Annotated in this window: 14 protein-coding genes; 8 read left to right on the plus strand and 6 right to left on the minus strand. The window is 62.5% G+C overall.

From position 1 onward, the window contains the following. Positions 1 to 37: 37 nt before the first annotated feature. Positions 38 to 1495: a lipase family protein gene (locus SB749_RS06575; RefSeq protein ID WP_410709624.1), complete on the minus strand. Its 1458-nt coding sequence runs from the start codon at positions 1493 to 1495 to the stop codon at positions 38 to 40. A 337-nt stretch (positions 1496 to 1832) separates the two neighbouring features. Then, positions 1833 to 2561 (minus strand): sulfite exporter TauE/SafE family protein, encoded by a 729-nt coding sequence (locus tag SB749_RS06580; RefSeq protein WP_370036023.1) that lies wholly within the window; start codon positions 2559 to 2561, stop codon positions 1833 to 1835. 313 nt (positions 2562 to 2874) lie between these two features. On the opposite strand from SB749_RS06580, the gene SB749_RS06585 reads away from it, so the two are divergent. After that, a complete protein-coding gene (locus SB749_RS06585) occupies positions 2875 to 4227 on the plus strand; it encodes an Nramp family divalent metal transporter (protein WP_370036025.1) in 1353 nt (450 codons plus the stop codon). Positions 4228 to 4343: 116 nt separating this feature from the next. Continuing rightward, entirely contained in the window at positions 4344 to 5513 is a 1170-nt protein-coding gene (locus SB749_RS06590; RefSeq protein WP_410709625.1) for a sialidase family protein, read from the plus strand. A 30-nt stretch (positions 5514 to 5543) separates the two neighbouring features. Here the strand turns inward: SB749_RS06590 and SB749_RS06595 are convergent, their stop codons facing one another. Together SB749_RS06595 and pdxA are read right to left on the minus strand one after the other, a co-directional pair. Continuing rightward, complete coding sequence (locus SB749_RS06595; protein WP_370036029.1) at positions 5544 to 6329, minus strand: DeoR/GlpR family DNA-binding transcription regulator; 786 nt, start codon at positions 6327 to 6329, stop codon at positions 5544 to 5546. Between the two features lie 197 nt (positions 6330 to 6526). Next, a complete protein-coding gene (gene pdxA, locus SB749_RS06600; protein WP_410709626.1) occupies positions 6527 to 9082 on the minus strand; it encodes a 4-hydroxythreonine-4-phosphate dehydrogenase PdxA in 2556 nt (851 codons plus the stop codon). A gap of 140 nt (positions 9083 to 9222) precedes the next feature. Here pdxA and SB749_RS06605 point away from each other — a divergent pair, with 140 nt between their 5' ends. The 6 genes from SB749_RS06605 (at position 9223) to SB749_RS06630 (ending at position 16992) form a co-directional block, all read left to right on the plus strand. Beyond that, positions 9223 to 10203 (plus strand): aldo/keto reductase, encoded by a 981-nt coding sequence (locus SB749_RS06605; protein ID WP_410709627.1) that lies wholly within the window; start codon positions 9223 to 9225, stop codon positions 10201 to 10203. A gap of 43 nt (positions 10204 to 10246) precedes the next feature. Beyond that, positions 10247 to 11140 (plus strand): dihydrodipicolinate synthase family protein, encoded by an 894-nt coding sequence (locus tag SB749_RS06610; RefSeq protein WP_410709628.1) that lies wholly within the window; start codon positions 10247 to 10249, stop codon positions 11138 to 11140. A gap of 239 nt (positions 11141 to 11379) precedes the next feature. Further along, a complete protein-coding gene (locus tag SB749_RS06615) occupies positions 11380 to 12108 on the plus strand; it encodes a GntR family transcriptional regulator (RefSeq protein WP_410709629.1) in 729 nt (242 codons plus the stop codon). Between the two features lie 219 nt (positions 12109 to 12327). Continuing rightward, positions 12328 to 13374, plus strand: a complete 1047-nt coding sequence (locus SB749_RS06620) for a 2-keto-3-deoxygluconate permease (protein WP_410709630.1) — start codon at positions 12328 to 12330, stop codon at positions 13372 to 13374. Positions 13375 to 13422: 48 nt separating this feature from the next. Further along, on the plus strand, positions 13423 to 16080 hold the full coding sequence (locus SB749_RS06625) for a UxaA family hydrolase (RefSeq protein ID WP_410709631.1): 2658 nt from the start codon (positions 13423 to 13425) through the stop codon (positions 16078 to 16080). Between the two features lie 60 nt (positions 16081 to 16140). After that, entirely contained in the window at positions 16141 to 16992 is an 852-nt protein-coding gene (locus SB749_RS06630) for a fumarylacetoacetate hydrolase family protein (RefSeq protein ID WP_410709632.1), read from the plus strand. A gap of 148 nt (positions 16993 to 17140) precedes the next feature. Here the strand turns inward: SB749_RS06630 and SB749_RS06635 are convergent, their stop codons facing one another. Next, positions 17141 to 18085, minus strand: coding sequence for a phosphoglycerate dehydrogenase (locus SB749_RS06635; protein ID WP_410709633.1), 945 nt, complete (start codon positions 18083 to 18085; stop codon positions 17141 to 17143). After that, the gene (locus tag SB749_RS06640) at positions 18085 to 19518 is read right to left on the minus strand and encodes an Nramp family divalent metal transporter (RefSeq protein WP_410709634.1); all 1434 of its coding nucleotides are present in this window, start codon (positions 19516 to 19518) and stop codon (positions 18085 to 18087) included. Before SB749_RS06640 ends, SB749_RS06635 begins: the two co-directional genes overlap by 1 nt. Positions 19519 to 19662: the final 144 nt, after the last annotated feature.

A 19662-nucleotide genomic window follows, 5' to 3' on the forward strand; every position in this document is an offset into this window, starting at 1 on the left:
TCCCCAACCGGGCGGGCCGCCTCGGTGAGGTGGGAGGTCACAGCCTCCAGCAGCTGTCGAGCGAAGCCTTGCCCGAGAAGGTGCGGGTGGTGAAGGTCTCGATGCGCGGCAGCGCGGCGACGTAGCCGCCGACATGCGTGGGCCCGAGGTTGTCCTCGAACGCCACCTTGTGGCCGGCTCGGCACCACGCCGAGGCGAGGTCCTTGCCTTGATCGAACGAGATGACGTCGTCGAGGCGGCTGTGGTTGACCAGCAGCGGAACATCCGGCACCGCGGCCTTGCCCAGCCGCTGCCGGTCAACGATGTCGGTGAAGTGCTCGTCGATGATGTCGGTGAATGACTCGCCGTTCTTCGTCAGCGACTTTCCATCCGTGAAGGCTGTCGAGAGCAGGGCTTCGACGGTGCACTTGTCCGCTGTTTCGGCCACCATCTTCTGCCCTTTCTCGTTGAGGAAGTCGCTTGTATCGATGTCGGCCTGCTCGGCGAACCCGACGACACCGTAGAGCGCGAATGCCGTGTAGACGCTCGAGAGCCCGGACACCGTCTTATGCAGATCGACCGGCACTGCGCCGGCTGAAGCCGAGGCGATGTTGAGCTCGGGTGCCCACTCCTTCTGGAGTTCCAGGGCAGCAGTCGTGGCATGACCGCCCTGCGAGTAGCCGCGCAGTTGGAGTTTGGTGCCCTCATCGATCTCGCTGCCATCGACCTGCTGGACGGCACGTGCCGCATCGAGGACCGACCGACCCTCTTCGATGCGATTGACGAAGTGGTGAGTGCCCTCGGTGCCGAGGCCCATGTAGTCGACGACGACGACAGGGTGCTTCGCGGCTAGGGCCGAGGCGACGGAGATCCCCTCGTACTCGGTTCCCATGCCCAGCTGACGGCTGGGAGCGCATTTGTCGGCGACGCCCTGAGTGCCCGGCGAGATGACGACGGCATCTTCGGCATGGCCGCTCGCGCCGTTCGGAGTGAGCAGGGTGGCGGTCGCGGCTCGGGCCTGGCCCTTCTCATCAGTGGTCTTGTACATGAAGACCGTCGACTTCGCGTCATGTTTGATGAGTTTCACCGGGTCGAGGTAGAACTCCGAGTCGGCCTGCTTGAGCACTGTTCCGTCCTCGCTCGGCAGCGAGTCCGGGGTCTCATAGAAGTCTCCGGGGACTCCTGATGCCGGCAGGTCTTCCTGCGCGGCTGCATATTCGACGTCGGCGGGCGTGAGCTCGTCGGTCTTCTCGACGGCTTTCTTCGCCTGCTCGACGCTGATGCCCTCGGGGACGGATTCACGGTCGAGTGCGCTCGGATCCTCTGCCGCACGGTCGTCGAGGAACTGTTCGGCCTCGGCATCGGTCTGCGGAACGAGTTCGGTGGCCTGGGCCGGCGCGGTGGTCGTGCACAACGTGAGTGCGAGGCCGACGACGGCTGCGGCGCTCAGGGCCTGGAGGCGACGACGAGGCCCGTGTGGGGAGGTGGTCGGCAGTGCTGTGGTTGGCGTGCTCATAGGCGGTGGTCCTGTTCTGCCTTGTCTCTCGGCATTGAGAAGGTGCGGGACAGTAGTGCCGGTGCAGATCGCGGTGGAGTGCACCGTGACGGTGAGGTCAGTGTGGTGACGGGGTGCCGTCGGCCAGAGTGTTCACCGTTGGACGTCCTGATTGTGACGGGCACCACACACATTACTTGATAGTAGAACTGAGTGGTAGTTAAGTGGCGGATGTGTTCTGCGGCGTGCTCAGGTCAGGTCGGTCAGCTCGGGGCTGGTCGGGGCAGGTCAGCTCGGGTCTGGTTGGGGCTGGTCGTGCGGGGTCGGGGTTGGTCGGGGCTGGTCAGGTCGGGACTGATCAGGCGAGATGAGAGCGAACGACTTCGACGATGACGAGGAGCGCGCCGACGATCGACGAGCCGACAGCGAGGCGGTAGAGGAGTCGACGGTCGGCGCGTCGGATGACGAAGTTCGACAGCCACAGTCCGATGAGCATGAACGGCAGCAGGACCGCCGCCGCGATGAGGTGTCTGGTGCCGACTTCGCCGCCGATGGTCAGTCCCGTCAGGGACAGGATGCTGCCGAGGGTGAAGTAGGCGCTCATCGTCGAGCGCATCGATGACGGATCGAGCGAGCGCATGATGAGACTGATCGGTGGTCCGCCGATGCTCGTGGCCGTGCCGAAGATTCCCGAGACCGATGACGCGACGAACATATTGCGGTTCGAGGCCGCCGGTGACCAGCCGACAAGGCTGAATGCGGCGCCGGCGAGGACGGTGATCGCGAGCATCAGAGACAGCCCGGAATCCGGCAACATCACCACGGCGGCGGTGCCGATGGCGATGCCGGGCAGCCGTCCGAGGGCGCCCCAGCCGACGAGCTTCCAGTCGACGTCCTGACGTTCGCGGGCGAACGCCGTGAATGAGGTGAGGGTAGCCAGCAGCAGCAGGGCGGACGGCAGCAGGTCGGGGCGCAGGAGCGCGAGCACTGGTGCGGTGATCATGCCGAGGCCGAATCCGATGGAGCCCTGCAGGCAGGCTGAACCCAGCACCACGATCCCGATGATCAGGTACTGGACGATCTCCATCGATTCCTCATTCCTCTGCTGTGGGCGCCGCGGTCGGACATCTGCGGGCCGCTGGTCAGGCGACTTCTTCCGCTTGCGACACTGCAGCCGTACGGCGCAGATTGCGCGTTCTGATCACCTATTCTATGCGCAGAACGAACAATCAAGCATCTTTTTTGCGAAATTGATTGCGCACAACACGCATGTATGGGCTAGTCTTTACGAAGATTGCGCACGGTGATGACACGGATCAATCCTTGCATCATTCATCGGGCAATCGCTCAGATGTCCATCTACACATGGGAGTGCAGCCATGGCCGCCGATGTCCATAGCGTGAAACGCAGCTCTGTCTCTTCGATGCCCGCGCAGAATCCGCTGCCGCGCGGTCTCGGTCTCGTCACTTCGGTCGGGCCCGGCCTCGTGCTGGCCATGTCCTTCCTGGGCACCGGCGACCTCGTCAGCTCCTCCGTCTCCGGCGCCTCCTACGGGTATGCGCTGCTGTGGACGCTCATCCTCTCTCTCGTCGCCCGCACGTTCATCATCTCGTCCATCGCGAAGTACACGCTGATGAACAAGCACGGGGACACACAGATCCTCGACGGATTCGCCCGCCTGTCGCCGGTGCTGCCGGGGATCATGGCCGCGGTCGTCCTCATCGCCGGCTTCATCACTCAGGCCACCTTCCTCCTCGCCGCGGCCGTCGGACTCCACGAACTCACCGGCGGTGAGTGGGGAGGCAGCTGGGGCCGTTTCTTCTGCGCGATCATCATCGTCGCGCTCACTCTGTCGCTGGTCATGCTGCGCAAGCAGTTCGTCGTCCTCGAATACTTCGCCCGTTTCGCCTCTGTCGCGATGATCATCGCCTTCGTCTACGCGCTCATCAAGATCGGGACCTTCGACATCGCCGGCTTCGTCCAGGGCATGGCCTTCGAGATCCCGAAGGAGCAGAACACCTCGGCGTTCGCCCCCATCGTCATCGCCTCGGCGACCATCGGCACGATCGCCGGCAACATGCCCAACCTTCTCTATTCGGGCTTCATGCGCGACAAGGGCTGGGTCGGACCGAAGTATCGGAAGATCCAGCAGTTCGACCTCATCGCCGGCATGGCCCCGCTGCTCATCATCAACCTGCTGTTCTGGATCGTCGCCGCCGAATTCAGCGCCGCCCACCCCGGCTTCTCCATCGCCGACGAATTCGACCTCTCCCACATGCTCTCGGTCGCCGTCGGCCCGGTCGGTCCGTATCTGCTATGGATGTGCATCTTCTTCGCCGCGATGACGAGCTTCCCGCCGCAGTCGCGCGGTTTCTCGCAGCTGGCCATCAACGGCATCAACCACACCGTGCCGTCGATGCGGAAGTTCCTCGGCCGCGACGAGGAGAACCCCGCCTTCCGGTGGATCCAGGCGATCGTCTTCATCGTCCTGCCCCTGGCCTCGACGATCCCCGGCGCCCCGGATCTCATCTCGCTCAACATCGTCGGCACCGCGATCTCCACCGTGCTCAGCCTCCCGATCATCGTCGTCTGCATCCTGCTGCTGACCTCCCGGAAGAAGCACATGCACTCCTACGCGGTCAATCGGAAATGGCAGACCGGACTGCTGCTTCTCCTCGGCATCATCGCCATCGTCGTCGGCGTCCAGATCGCCATGCAGATCCCCGCGATGTTCCAGACCGCGTTCGGATGATGAGTCGGACCGTCGGTCCGGGGATTCCCTCGCCGAGGCGGCCCACCCCTGCCGTGCGAGCGATCCCGCCGAGTTAAGTACCCTGATTCCGTTGCCAAGACATGGAGGAGACACCCATGACACTGCTGTCCCAGCCCGCACTCGAACGAGTTCCCGCACCGTCGTCTGACGGCAGGCTCCGGTTCTTCGAGGACGATGGTTCCGCGGCCGCGGTGATCCCGACTGATCGGCGCTCGAATCACGCGCCGTCGATCCTGTCCCTGCCCGGCGGTGGTCTGCTGGCCGCCTGGTTCGGCGGCAGCGATGAGGGCAACAAGGACATCGACATCCTCGTCTCCCGGTTCGACGTCGATACGGGACGATGGACCGCCTCGGCGGCGGTGACCCACGATGAGATCCGATCGGATCAGAACCCCGGTCTCTTCGCAGCCCCCGACGGGACGATCTGGCTCGTCTATACCTCCCAGCTGTCGCGGCAGTCCGGGGTCCCCGAGACCTTCAACCTCCAGCACACCTCCGTGGTCAAGGTGATCCGTTCGACCGACGACGGAGCGAGCTGGAGCGAACCGGAGACGCTCTTCGACTGCGAAGGAACGTTCTGCCGACAGCCCATCCAGGTGCTTGAGGGTGGGACCTGGGCGCACACTCAGTGGCTGTGCTTCGACGATGATTCGAAGAACGGCTCCGACCAACCGGTCGTCCAGATCTCCGCGGATCAGGGATCGACCTGGAGACAGGTCGAATTCCCCGAGGCAGCCGGTCGGGTCCACCCGAACATCGTCGAGCTCGAGACGGGACGACTCGTCAGCCTCTTCCGCTCACGCTTCGCCGACTGGGTCTACCTCAGCCGATCCGAGGACGGCGGAGAGACCTGGTCGGTGCCCGAAGCCACCGAGGTGCCGAACAACAATGCCGGGCTCAGCGCATTCCGTCTGCCCTCGGGCATGCTCGCTCTCGTCTCGAACGAGCACCAGGTCGCCACGGAACCCGGCGAGGTGGTCTGGCCGTACGAACGGCTGCGGATCGTCATCGCGGTGTCGAACGATGAGGGCCGCACCTGGCCCGTGCGTCGAGTCATCGAGCCCGGTGACGGATTCTCCGGTGAGGGCAATCTGCGCAGCAATCGCCGTCAGGAGTACCCGCACGGCATCGTCGACGCCGACGGGGTCATCCACGTCGTCTACGCCTTCAGCTCCCGCCGGGCGATCCGACATGTCGTCTTCGACGAGGAGTGGATCTCCGGAGTCGAGGATCAGGTCCACACCGACTGCAAGCTCTGGGGCTGAGTCCCGGGGCCTCTTCACGTCCTCGTGCCGTCAGCTCTGCACGGCGTTGCCCATCTGGTCGACACGGACGACGGTGATACCGCGGTCTTCGAACGGTGTGATCTGCGCCGGATCGGCCGAATCGTCGGTGACGAGAGTCCAGCCGTTGCCGAGGTCGGCCCAGGCGTGGAAGGGCCGCTGGCCGAGCTTCTCGGCATGGGCGAGAACGAAGACGTGGGTGGCGCGGCGGCTCATCAGCTCTTTGAGGCGAACCTGTTCGGGCAGAGCCTCGCACACTCCGTCCTCGGCGGTGACGGCATCGGCGCCGAGGAAGGCGAAGTCGAACGTGAATTTCTCCAGCCCCGCCTCGGTGATGGGGCCGATGAAGCCCTGGCTGACGGGGCGGTAACGACCGCCGAGGAGCGTGAACTCCACGTCCTCTAGGTCGGCCATCTGCTGCAGGGAAGTCAGGCCGGAGGACACCACGGACAGAGGGGCGGTATCCCGGAGCGCACGGGCGACCTGCGCGGTCGTCGTGCCGGCGTCGAGGAGCACATGCGAACCGGCAGGGACCTGCCGGGCGCACCAGGAGCCGATGGCCCGTTTCACCTCGGGGGCTTCGTGGGAGCGTTCGGCCAGCGTGGTCTCGGACTCTGAGGGGACGGCGATCACGCCGCCGTAGGTGCGTGCCAACTCTCCCGAGTCGGTGAGCTTGGCGAGGTCGCGACGGATCGTCGACGCGGTGACCCCGAGCATCTCCGACAGGGACTCGACACTCATCTCGCCCTGCGTCCGGACGAGCTGAAGGATCTCCTCGCGACGTTCGCCTGCGTTCATCACACTCCTGATCGGTAGTCGTTGATCGCCACTGTATCGCGGATTCTCGCGCGGATTGCGCAGAGCCGCCTCGGTGATGGGGCGGTTCGCGAACTCAGACTCGCGCGAACTGCGCAGAACATCCTCGGCGCAGGGGCTGGTCAGGGGCGGTCCTGACCGCGCATCGAGGCTGAGAACGGGCCGACGGCAGAGGCGGCTCAGACGACGGCGAGAGCCGCGGCCTGACGCATCGCCTCACTCATCGACTCGGTGTCGACCTTGCCGGTGCCGGCGATGTCGAAGGCGGTGCCGTGATCGACCGAGGTGCGGATGACCGGCAGGCCGACGGTGATGTTGACGCCGGCATCGATGCCGAGGACCTTGATGGGTCCGTGCCCCTGGTCGTGGTACATCGCGACGATGAGGTCGTAGTCACCGCGGCCGGCGAGGAAGAAGGCGGTGTCGGCGGACAGCGGCCCGACGGCGTCGATGCCGTCGGCCTGCAGCTTCGTGATCGCCGGAGTGATCTTCTCCTCCTCTTCGCCGTAGCCGAAGAGCCCGTTCTCACCGGCGTGCGGGTTGATCGCGCAGACGCCGATATGCGGCCGTTCCAGTCCGGCCCGGATGAGTGCGTCGTGGCCGCGGCGGACGGTGCGTTCGACGAGGCCGGGCTCGATCTTCGCCACGGCATCGATGAGTCCGATGTGGGTGGTCACGTGGATGACGCGCAGCTTGGGGGAGGAGAGCATCATCGAGACCTCCTCGGTGTCGGTGAGCGAGGCGAGCATCTCGGTGTGCCCGGGGTACTTGTGCCCGGCGGAGTGGAGGGCCTCCTTGTTGAGCGGCGCCGTGCAGATCGCCTGCACCTCACCGGACATGGCCAGCTGCGAGGCGCGTTCGATGTAGCGGAACGCGGCATCTCCCGCGACGGGGGAGAGTTCGCCCCAGGGCAGATCGCCCGGAAGAAGGGCGAGGTCGATGACGTTGATGACGCCGGGCACGTGTTCGGCCTCAGAGGGGGAGTCGACTCGGCGGATCTCGACCGCGGTGCCGAGCACCTGCGCGGCCTGCTCGAGCCGTGCGGCATCCCCGATGACGACGGGGGCTGCGACCGCGAGCACCGAGGGGTCGAGGCAGGCGGCGATGCAGATCTCGGGGCCGACGCCGGCCCCGTCGCCCATGGTCACTGCGACTGTGGGAAGCGCGTTCATTGACTCTCCTTCGTGGTTCGCGACGGTGGCCGCGGTGGTCGTGGTGGGCTCACCGGTGGTCAGAGCCGAGTGGATGAGGGTGAGGGAATCGGGTCCGCCCTGGCCGCCGGGCCGAGTGACGACGGCGGCGAGGTCGACATCGTCGGCAATGTTCGCCGAGGCGGTCCTGACCGTGGACAGCACCGCACCCGGGTGGATCTCGCGGATCGTTTCGATCCTGTGCACGCCGAGGCGGTCGAACACGGCGCGTGCCGTCTCTCCGCCGGCGGCAGCAAGGGCGACGGGCCCGAATCCGGACAGTGCACGGGTGGCGAGTTCGGCGAGGAAGCCCGGCAGCGGCCGAGGGTCGACGGAGGCTCCCGTGTCGGTGAGTCGGACGACGAGGTGGGACTCGGTCAGGGCCTCGCGTACGCGTGCGGCGGAATCGTCAAGACGGTAGGGGTCGTCGGCCCAAGCGGTTACCTCGGTGGCGGGGAAGTCGAGCACTCGAGTGTCCGAGTGGTCACGCAGGTGAACGATCTGCGTCTCGATCCTCTCCGCAGCGGTGCCGAGGAGAGTGAGGACCCGTGTGGGCGTGCGCGGCAACGATGACGGGGCGGGCCGTTCAGCTGCTGTGTCACCCGCATCGGCCAGGGCAGATGCGTCGCTTGGTGCAGTGAGTCCGCCTCTTCGACGCTCGGCCAAGGCGCGCGCGAGTGCGGAAGTGCCGACGAGGACGGCCGAGGTCGCCTCGGCGAGAGCGACGATACGGGTGAGATCCTCCATCGTCTCGGCATCGGCGGTGATGAGGCGCTCGCCACCGACGCCGGCATTCGCGGCGTCGATACTGGCGTCCGCGCTGTCAGCGGCGTCGCGGCTGTCAGCGGCGTCCGAACTGCGGCTGTCAACGACGTCGGCGAAGACGTCGGCAGCATCGGTGCCGGGCAGTGACCGCAGTTCGCCGAGGCCCAAATGGCGGGCGGGGACGGGGCACAGATCCGATAGTGCCTCCGGTGCGCTGCCGTCCTCGAGGCTCCAGGCGCGGGTGCTGCTGAGCCGAATTCCGTTGTCGAAGGGCACTCCGCCGACGACCGTGCGGGCCTGCTGCGGAAGCGCCGGAGCGAAGATCACGGGGCCGCCCGCGTGGTCGAGGGCCGCAGTGAGCGCGGCGCGGATATTGCCGCGGAGCAGGGAATCGACCTTGATGAGTGTGCTGCGGGGCGAACCGAAGTCACGAAGTGCAGCTGCAGTGCGGGCGCCGGCCGACTCCGCCGGCAGATAACGGCAGTCGAGATCGACGACGAGGTCCCGGGGATCTGTGTCGGCCGCCTCGGCGAAAGATCGATCGGATTCTGAGCCGGCGTTCGCCTCGATGATGGTGTCATCCGCGCCGGCGTTCTCCTCGGCGATGGTGTCATCTGTGCCGGGGTTCGCCTCGGTGATGGTGTCATCTGTGCCGGTCGCGGACTCTGCACTCGACGAGGTGAGCACGATCGGGGTGCCCGGATCGAGTGTGGCGGCGACCTCGGCAGCGCCGCTGAGATCGTCGGCAATGACCAGGACACCGGATTCGCCTGCTGACATGGCACTCCTTTGCGTCCGGTCCGGCTGAACACCCTCTACACTGACATGTGTGCGCGAAATGCGCAAGTTGTTGCACGATCCACGCACAAATGGGAAGATCGGTGTATCGACGATCTGCCCCACTCAACGAGGAGACTCCCTTGACCACAGACTCGACCATCACGCTCGACGGAGTCTCCGTCCCCCTGTCCCGGCTGGTGCTCGGCACGATGACATTCGGCGACACCGTGACCGAAGCGGCAGCGCACGAGGTCTTCGAAGCCGCCGTTGCGGCCGGGATCACCGGCATCGACACCGCCAACGGATATGCGAAGTCGACGACGGAGAGCCTCATCTCGCCGCTGGTGAAGAAGCACCGGGACCGGATCGTGCTCGCGACGAAGGCAGGCATGCCCCACGCCGATGCCGGCGAGCATTCGCCGCTGTCCGCAGCGGGACTGCGCGCGAGCGTCGAAGGGTCCCTGCGCCGCCTCGACGTCGAGTCGATCGACCTCTTCTATCTCCACCAGCCCGACCGTGCGGCCTCGCTCGACGAGACGCTCGAGACCATCGCCGCCCTGCGCGCCGAAGGCAAGATCACCGCGCTGGGCTTCTCGAACTTCGCCGCCTGGCAGGCCGTCGACGTCATCGCCGCCGCCGAGCGCGCGGGCGCGCCGCGCCCCGTCGTAGCGCAGAACGTCTACAGCGTCCTGGCCCGCCGGATCGAGGACGAATGGCTCGAATGTGGACAGTCCCACGGCATCGCAACGATGGCCTACAACCCGCTGGCCGGGGGCCTGCTGGCCCGCCGCCCGTCGACCGATGGAACGGGGGATCGTTTCTCGGGATCCGTGCTGGCAGAGATGTACTCGCAGCGCTACCTCTCCGACTCCGTCCTCGCCGCGGTCGAGGCCTTTGCCGCCGTGGCCGACGATTCCGGGATCCCGCAGGCCGAGCTCGCCCTGCGCTGGGTTGCCGAGGCGCCCGGAATCTCCGCCCTGCTGCTCGGAGCCAGCCGAGTCTCCCAGCTTGAGGGCAATATCGCCGCGATCGCCAAAGGCCCGCTGCCGGCCGATGTGCTCACCGCCGTCGATGACGCCACCGCCGAAGTCCGCGGCTCCCAGCCGAAGTACAACCGCTGACCCGTCGCCGATCAACCACTCCACCACCTGAGAGGGAACCACCATGACAGCCACCCGAGGCATCCTCGCCGCCACCGCCACTCCGTTCGACGAAGACGAGAACATCGCCGAGGCGGCCCTGCGCGCCCATGTCCGCCGTCAGCTCACCGCCGGAGTCCACGGCATCTTCGCCCTCGGCACGAACGGTGAGTTCTACGCCCAGTCCGCGGCCGAGCGTGCCGAAGCCGCGCTGATCGTCATCGACGAGGTGGCCGGCGCCGTCCCCGTCGTCATCGGTGCCGGTGCCGCAACGACCCGGGAGACCATCGCGATCGCCGCCGATGCCGCTGCGGCCGGTGCCGACGCGCTGTCGATCATCACCCCGTACTTCGCGGCCGCCTCGCAGGTCGAGATCGAGAATCACTTCCGGGCCGTGGCCGACTCCGTCGACGTTCCGGTCATCGTCTACAACATTCCTGCGCGGACCGGCAATGCCGTGGCACCGGCGACGCTCGAAAAGCTCGCAGCCGTGGACAACATCACCGCGGTCAAGGACTCGAGCGGGAACTTCGACACGATTCTGCAGTACCTCGAGCGCACCGATCGCGAGACCTTCGACGTCATTTCCGGCAATGACTCCCTCATCCTCTGGACCCTGCTGGCCGGCGGTGCCGGAGGGATCAGCGGCATCGCGAACATCTATCCGGAGACCATGGCCTCGATCTATGACCTGTTCGTCGCCGGGGACATCGATGCTGCGCGCTCCGCACAGGACAGCATCCGCCCGATCCGCAACTGCCTGGCACTCGGCAACCCGAACACAGTGGTCAAGGCTGCCGCGAACGAGCGCGGATTCGGCCTCGGTCCGGCGCGGGCGCCGTTTAATGCGCTCTCGGACGAGGCGAAGAAGCAGGTCGCCGCGACGGTCGCCGCCGATGTGGAGCGCGGCCTGGCCTGAGGCGCGCATCGCGGGCATGAGATAAGGGGCTGCACCGATCGGTGCAGCCCCTTAGATCGCAGTTGGTGCGGTCGGCGCTCGGGGGCCACCCCGACCATACACGTAAGTGTATGCAGTTCTCGAAAGAGCATATGCTGATAATGGCGAAACTGGACAAAAACGGGACGTATACTTCCGATTCATAGAGTAAGTGTATACACTTGAGACGGTTGACGGGTTTGGACTGAAGGGTTGAAACTATGACGCGGGATCTGGCTGCACCTGGTGAGAGTCGACGACTGGTTGAGTATGCACATGCGCGCCTCCGAGAAGGAATTATCACAAACCGCATACCCGCCAATTCTTCAATTAGCCAAGTCAAACTCGCTGACGAGCTTGGGGTGAGTAGAACACCGCTTCGCGAGGCGCTCCGATTGCTTCAGCATGAGGGGCTTGCGAAAGTAGAAGCGAACAAGAGGGTGACAATTTCGCAGGTCGACCCTGCTGATTTGGATGCTTTGTACGCAATGCGCATTCAGCAAGAGTCACTCGCAGTGTTTCACGCCACCAAACAAGTCTCGGACCAGGACCGTCACCGTTCTGAGCGGGACCTCGAAATGATGTTCCAGGCGATTCAAGACGACGATATCGACGCTTGGAGTGTCGCCCATCGACGCTTTCATCTTTCGATGGCGCAGGGACTTCACGCGCGATATGACACGAGCATTTCTCGGCATTTCGATCACGCAGAGAGGTACCGGCATATCTACCTGACCGATTCTGATGTGAATTGGTCGCAGAGTTCACGAGACCACAGTGCAATCTTCGAATCTTTTAGCGCGGGCGACGCTGCTCGCGTAGCTGAACAAGTTGCAGAGCATTACGGGCGAACTGCGACGTCGGTCATGCGAAGCATAGACCCAGACTACAAGCCAGCTTTAGTTCCATCCGCGATCAACATGGCTCTCAGCCTCCGGTTCATATCCTGATATGCGAACGGCTCAATTGAGTCCAACGACGGCTTCATTGGCTCAAACTGTCAGGACTCTGGTGACGTGTGCTTCCTCGGTATGTGCTTGTCGTGCAGATAGGCCCGCACACACCCGCGCTGAGAAAAGAGCATGTGTTCACTCACAACTTCCGCGTGAATAGCGACTCGTCTTTCATTTCAAAAGTTTTCGACCCCTTCACATGTCAAAGGAGACAAGATGAATATTCTGAAATATGCGAGCAAGATTCCAGGCGGATTGATGATCATTCCGTTGTTGCTCGGAGCAACGATAAATACGTTGTTTCCACAAGTACTTGAAATAGGTGGATTCACTCAAGCCGCTTTCAAAGACGGCGCCAATGCAGTCATCGGGGTGTATCTCTTTATTATGGGGTCCCAGTTGACCGTAAGGTCGACTGGCCCAGTCCTGCAGAAGGGATTCGCGATTCTCCTAGGGAAAATCGCCGCTGGTGTAGCCGTGGGATTGGCGGTCGGATTCTTTGCGCCAGATGGCACGCTATGGACTCTTACGCCGCTCGCAATCATTGCTGCCATGATCAATTCAAATGGTGGCCTATTTGCCGCGCTGACTACGGAGTTTGGGAATAAGACTGATCGTGGAACATTCCCTATCATTGCGCTCAACGACGGTCCGTTTTTCACGCTCGTGGTACTTGGCGCTGCTGGAATGGCGGACGTCCCACTGATCGCTCTGGTTTCCGTGATCGTCCCGATACTCCTCGGATTCCTGCTGGGGAACTTAGATGAGCGGATCCGAGATTTCCTTAAGCCCGGTGAGAGCCTGCTCATTCCGTTCTTTGCGTTTCCGCTCGGCGCCGGTATCGACTTCAAAGACATCGTGTCGGCGGGCCCGCCCGGAGTCCTTTTGGGAGTTCTCACCGTGGTTCTCTCGGGAGGCGGAGCGATGTTGTTCCTTCACATCATCCACCGTGTTAAACGGACCCCGAAAGAGAGAAGGAACCTCATCTCCGGAGCTGCAGAGTCGTCTACCGCTGGTAATGCTGTAGCAACGCCAGCGGTCGTTGCGACTGTCGATCCGAGCTACGCGGATATTGCCGCAGTTGCGACTACACAGGTCGCGGGAGCCATGGTGACAACCGCGATCCTCACGCCGATACTGACGACTCTTGTGTACAGATGGCAAATGAAGCGTGGAATAGATCCGAAGAACGAATACCCGGAGTATGACTCAATCGGACAAGCGACGCCTGCCACTGAACCAGTGAACTCCGACGAAACGTGAGTCCCCGAGCGCGACCAAGAATTCAGAACATCTGAAAGGAGATTGCAAGTGAAGATCAGATACTTGCTTCCGGACAAATCCGACAATGTGGCAATCACGACTGAGAAGATTCTCGCAGGCGAAACGCTCGAAGTCGCTGGGCAAGCGGTAGACATTTCGACAACGATTCCGAAGGGTCACCGTTTTGCTGTCAAGCCAATTCCCGCGGGATCGGAAGTGAACTCGTGGACGTACGCTTTCGGCTACGCCACGCGAGATCTGGCTGTCGGGGACTATCTGTGCAACTCGAAGATGCGGGAAGTGCTAGAACTTCGTGACCCACAAGATTACCCTGATGGACTGACGGTCAATTTCACCGACCGGGATACGACGGTTGAACAGTTCATACCAGAACCGCATACGTACTTTCCCACTCGGGAAGGCGTTTCGAATCCGCCAACGTTCTCCGGCTATTTTAGAAGCAACAGCAGAGGCTGGGGGACCCGTAACTACGTAGCTCTTATCGGAGTCAGTTCGCTCTCCCGAAACCTCGTCCTTTCTGCAACGCAAGCTATAAGCGAAGAATTCGAAACGACTGACGATTTCCACGGTGTCGTCCCGGTAGTACACACCGAAGGCGGTTCGACTACCTCCATCAACAATCGTGCCCTTCTCCTGCGCACATTGGCGGGGTTCGCGGTCAATTCGAATCTCGCCTCGGCGATCTTCGTGAACTCTGAAGACTCGGCCATTAGGAACGAAGATGTGCTGGCGGAATTGCAGAGAATGGGGTCTCGACATCTGTCAAGCAGCATCCGCTTTTTCAACGCAGGATCCGAGGAAGGTTCGGATATTGCCGCATTGCAGAGGATTGCAGCGCCACTGGTAGATCGTGCGCGACGCGTGAGGCCCGGGAAGGCGCCGATGTCGGCCCTCAAGCTGGGATTACAGTGTGGTGGCTCGGACGCGTTTTCGGGAGTCACTGCGAACCCGCTTCTTGGTAGTGCTGTGGAACGAATCGTGCAGGAAGGCGGAATAGCGAACCTCGCTGAGACTGACGAGCTTATCGGCGCAGAACAGCACGTCCTGGCGAAGGTGAGTGACGATTCCGTCATAGGAGCATTTCTTGGAAAGCAGAACGCTTTCAAGTCTTATGCCCGACGGCACGGGCAGACTGCTGAAGGAAACGTATCTGGAGGCAACATCTATCGCGGTCTTTACAACATCACGTTGAAGTCGCTGGGTGCTGGCCGTAAGAAGGATCACGATACGACTCTCGACTATGTCATCGGTTATGGCGAACAAATGGATCGAGTGGGGTACTGCTTCATGGATAGTCCAGGAAATGACCTCGAAAGCATTGCCGGACAGGTCGCGGCCGGAGCCAACCTAATTCTATTCACCACCGGAAATGGATCGATCACAAACTTCCCATTTGTTCCTACCATCAAAATTGTCACAACAACAGAGCGATTTGAACTGCTTGAGAGTGATATGGATTTCAACGCTGGTTCATTGATGGATGGCAAGCCGTTCCAAGAAGCTGTTGAAGAGCTGTACGAGCATACGCTGACTGTGGCTTCCGGGACGCGGAGCAAGGGAGAACTTACCGGCCAGTCTCAGGTGCAGATTTGGCGCGACTGGCACGAATCAGACAACAGCGCGGGGCGGCGACCGCTGCAGGCTGTCAGGACGGGGCCAGCATTTGCGAATCGTGGCGCAGTTGCGAACAAACTGCCGAACAAGGTACGTGATCTTCGCAGGATTGCAATCCTGCCGACGAGTCTATGCTCCGGACAAGTTGCCGAACAGATTGCTGGTCGTGCAGTTTCCGGAGAGTTATCCAGCCAATGGGAGGTCATTGCACTTCCACATACTGAAGGATGTGGAGTCTCGGGTGGCGAAGCAGAGGACCTCTATGCAAGGACGATGGTCGGATATGCCGACCACAGCGAGATTGACTACGCAGTATTCCTTGAACACGGTTGCGAAAAGACTCATAACGACTTCTTCTCAGCGCAGTTACGGAAACGAGGCATAGATACTTCTCGATTCGGGTGGGCTAGTATTCAGCGGTCGGGTGGCATCGAGGCAGTGACAAACATCGTTCAGTCTCTTATCGATGCACGCATTGGGATCAATGACGCACCGACCGCACACGATTCGAGAGAAGAATCGCGAGGGCATGGCCTTACGACTATTGGGGTGGGGAGCTCCAACTCTGGTCTGACGGACTACGCGGCCAGAACGATGTCGAAAACTGTGGAACTACTGGCAGGTCTGGGGATGACCATGATTATCGCCGAATCAGATGCGCTTTTGCTTCAATCAGAGTTCCTCGAACCGCTTGGGCTGGTTGACGTATCCCCGACGCTCGAATATGGAGCACGGCCCGAGGACTCAGGGCTTCACATTATGCAGATGAGTACCGACGACTGGGCGGAAGCATCAACTGGGATGGGCGCGGCCGGTGCGCAGGTGTTCATGGCACTGGCCCATCTGCGTCCGCTGCAGCCTCATCGTTTCCTACCGACCCTGCAATTCTCAGACCAATCAAGTCAAGACTCGCTCTTTGACCACATCCTCACTGGAAACACCCGTCACGACTCAGAGCTGATCATCGAACGGAGTCTTGGAGCATACGCCGGTACTTATTCATGTGTGACTAAGGGCCGGCCAAATACGGGATTCCAACTCTCGCGGGGCTTCAGCGGAGTTTCACTCTGACCAGCATCTATGCCGATTTCGAAAAGCTGCTTGACTCTTTACTTTATGGAAGGACCTCCTTTGAAAATTGCACGAATAGATGGCAAAGCACATCTGATCGATGATTCCGGAAACGAACTGCGCGCTGCGGATATTGAGGCGCTTTCAGGGGGCGAATTTTCGTCCGACGTGAAAGCGTTACTTCCCAGGCTGGACGAGTTGCAGGTGTGGTCGGAGGAGGCCGACTGGAAGACTCGGGGGGAAACAGTCGACTTCTTACAGTTGCAGACCCCATTGCCAGACCCCACGCAGATTCTGGCTATCGGAATGAATTACCAGGATCATGCTGACGAGGTAAACATCTCAGTACCCGAGTCGCCTGCAATTTTCACCAAGTTCAGTTCGTCGCTGACAGGTGCCTCGCACAAAGTTAAATTGCCTTCAGCAATGGTCGACTGGGAAGTGGAACTCGTAGCGGTCATTGGGCAAGGCGGTCGTAATATCGGAAAGCAAGAAGCGTGGGAGCACATAGCAGGCTATGCAGTAGGCCAGGACTTATCGTGCCGAGAACTTCAATTCGCCGCCTCCAACTCGCCTCAGTTTTCACTGGGAAAGTCGTACGAAGGGTTTGCGCCAGTAGGGCCCTGGATTACAACAGCAGATGAGATCGATGTCTCCCTCGGCGTAAGGATGGACTGCCGACGCGGTGACGTGATACTTCAGCAAGGTTCGACCGAGCATCTCATTTTCGATATTCCCACTCTCATCGAACACATCTCTTCAGTCATCGAACTCAGAACGGGGGACTTGATTTTCACGGGAACTCCGGACGGCGTCGGTTTCGGGCGGGACCCGAAAGAATTCCTATCCCCTGGCGATAGACTAACCAGTACAATCGAGGGACTTGGCACCATTGTCCAAGCATTCCACTGATCCATCCGAGGGTATGGTTTCGGCCGGGATGAACTCTACAGCGAGACCGGCTTGAAGCTCACTGGATGTCGAAGGGGCTGCACCGATCGGTGCAGCCCCTCTTGTCTACGATGCCGCTCTGTCTATGGCGACGGTGGTGCTTGGCGAATCAGACCACCGAGAAGCGCGGTTCCTCGCCCTGCAGCACCCGGACGACGTCTTCGACGGCCCACGTGCCCATGTTCTCGTTCGCTATATCGGAGTACGCGCCGATGTGCGGGGTGGCGATGAGATTCGGCGCAGAGAGCAGTGGATCGTCCGCCGCCGGCGGTTCCGTGGCGAAGGCGTCCAGGGCGGCGAATGACAGCCTCCCGGACTCAAGAGCCGTGGCCAGAGCTGCCTCGTCGACGAGCCCGCCACGGGCCGCGTTGATGAGCCCGGCGCCCTTGGGCATCGTGGCGAGAAGCTCGGCATCGAGCAGCGGCTCGTCGCCACCGGGCAGGTGGAGGGTGAGGAAATCGGACCTTGCGACCACCTCGGCGAGGTTCTGGGGCTCGGCCCCTGCCTCGGCGATGGCCTCATCCGGGACGTACGGATCGTACGCAGCGATGCTCAGGCCGAATCCTGCGGCACGCTTTGCGACCTCCCGTCCGATGCGGCCGAAGCCGAGGATGCCGAGGCGTTTGCCGCTCAGCTGCGAACCGAAGAACACGCCCCACTCACCGGCGCGCAGAGAATCCTCGGCCGCGCGGATCCGGCGGGCGCCCATGATGAGGAGTCCGAGCGTGAGGTCGGCGACGGACTCGGCATTCGCTCCGGGAGTGTTGACGACCCTGACTCCGGCAGCAGCGGCGGCGTCCAAGTCGATATTGTCGACCCCGGCTCCGTGCTTCGCGACGACCTTGAGGTCGGGGCAGGCGGCGAGCACCTCGGAGTCGATCCGATCGAGACCGACGATGACCGCCTCGGCGCCGGAGATCGCCTCGATGAGGTGCTGGCCGGTCTTGGGATGATTCTCGGTCCGGTAGTCGAGGTCGAGGCCGAGTTGCGCGGATCGCGCACTCGGTCGCTGCGAATACTTGCCGAAGGACGGGGTGAGGACGGTGAGGCGCATCAGGCTCCGATCTCGATTCCGAAGGTCTCGAACACGGTGTAGATGCCCAGCAGACCGATCGCCAGGGAGGCGAAGACGAGCATCACCGTGAAGAAGTGGTTGGACTTGAACTCGGCCGGCACCTCTCGGGAGCGAAGGTACCAGACGGCGATGACGACGGCGACGAGGAAGACGCCGCTGGCCACCCCGCCGATCTGGACCATGATCACCGGGGACTGGATGATGAGGTAACTCAGCGCCCAGATGATCGGGAAGACCACGGTGAGCACACGGATGATGCGGCCACGGGTGAGGGTGTTCTCCCAATCGAAGACGCCGAGGATGGACACCGTGTTCGTCCACAGCCGGGGCACGCTCGCGGTCGACGCGATGAAGGTCGAGAAGAGGACGGCGAACGCACCGATGAGGAAGATCCAATGGCCGGCTTCGCCCATCGTCGAGGAGTACATCGACGACAGCGTGGTGATCATGTCGTTGCCCTCGGGCACGAGGTTCTGCGGGTGGAGGATAGCCGCGCCGATGACGTAGAAGGACATCGTGCACACGGTCGAGACGATCCAGGAGACGAGCACATCCGTGCGCATCACCGAGATCCAGCCGCGGGCGCGGCGGGCGCGTTCCTCGGTGCCGTCGTTCGGGCCGGTGTAGCGGGCATAGCCCTTTTCGAGGCACCAGTAGGTGTAGGTCGTCATCTCGTCGGCGCCGACGCCGGTGATGCCGAACATCGCGACCGCGAAGCCCAGCGTGCCGGCGGGAATGGCGAAGGTCAGTCCGCTCATGACGTCCGCCGAGGTGTAGGCGAAGTCGGTGAAGGGCAGCGATACTGCGAGTCCGACAGTGGAGACCGTGAAGATGATGACCGCACCGACGGAGAACTTCTCGACGATGCTGTACTTGTTCGTCACGAGCAGGGCGATGACGACCGCGAGCGAGACGACCGTCCAGAAGACGAGAGACGGAGTCGAGAGCGGCTCGCCGAAGACAGGCAGCATGATGCTCAGTGCAGCGACGGCACCGCCGATGATGCCGCCGCGCTGGAGGACCTTCGCGAAGTCCATGAGGATCCACAGCAGGTTGATCCAGCCGGCACGCCCGATGAGGCGGGGACCGACGTGGCCGTAGCCTTCGAGCGCGGGCTTACCGGAGAGGATGGTCCACTGCGCGAGCTCGAGCTGGACCCAGACCTTGACCGCGGTGGAGATGATGACGAGCCAGAGGAGGACGAAGCCGGCCTTGGCACCGAGAGCCGTGGTGGTGATGAGTTCGCCGGAGCCGATGACTGCGGCCGAGATGACAAGACCGGGACCGAGGTACTTGAGCTTGCCCGCAAAGGTCGTGGGCGGTTCGAGCACGTCCTTGGGGTCGAGGTGGTAGGGGTCGACGGCGGCTTCGGCGCCTGTGCGATCGTCCCGGTCGATGTTCTGCGCGGTCATACTCGGCTTCCTTGCACGGAGGTGGATCTGTCCATTGATCGTGCCGGTGCCTCGGGGCGAATCAGAGCACGACGGCCCCGTCGGCACGGCTCATGCAAGTGTGCCACCGATTGCGTGATGTGCGCAACATGAATGCATGAACTG

Origin of the sequence: Brevibacterium sp. SIMBA_078 (assembly GCF_046534565.1) — a bacterium.
GTDB lineage: Bacteria > Actinomycetota > Actinomycetes > Actinomycetales > Brevibacteriaceae > Brevibacterium.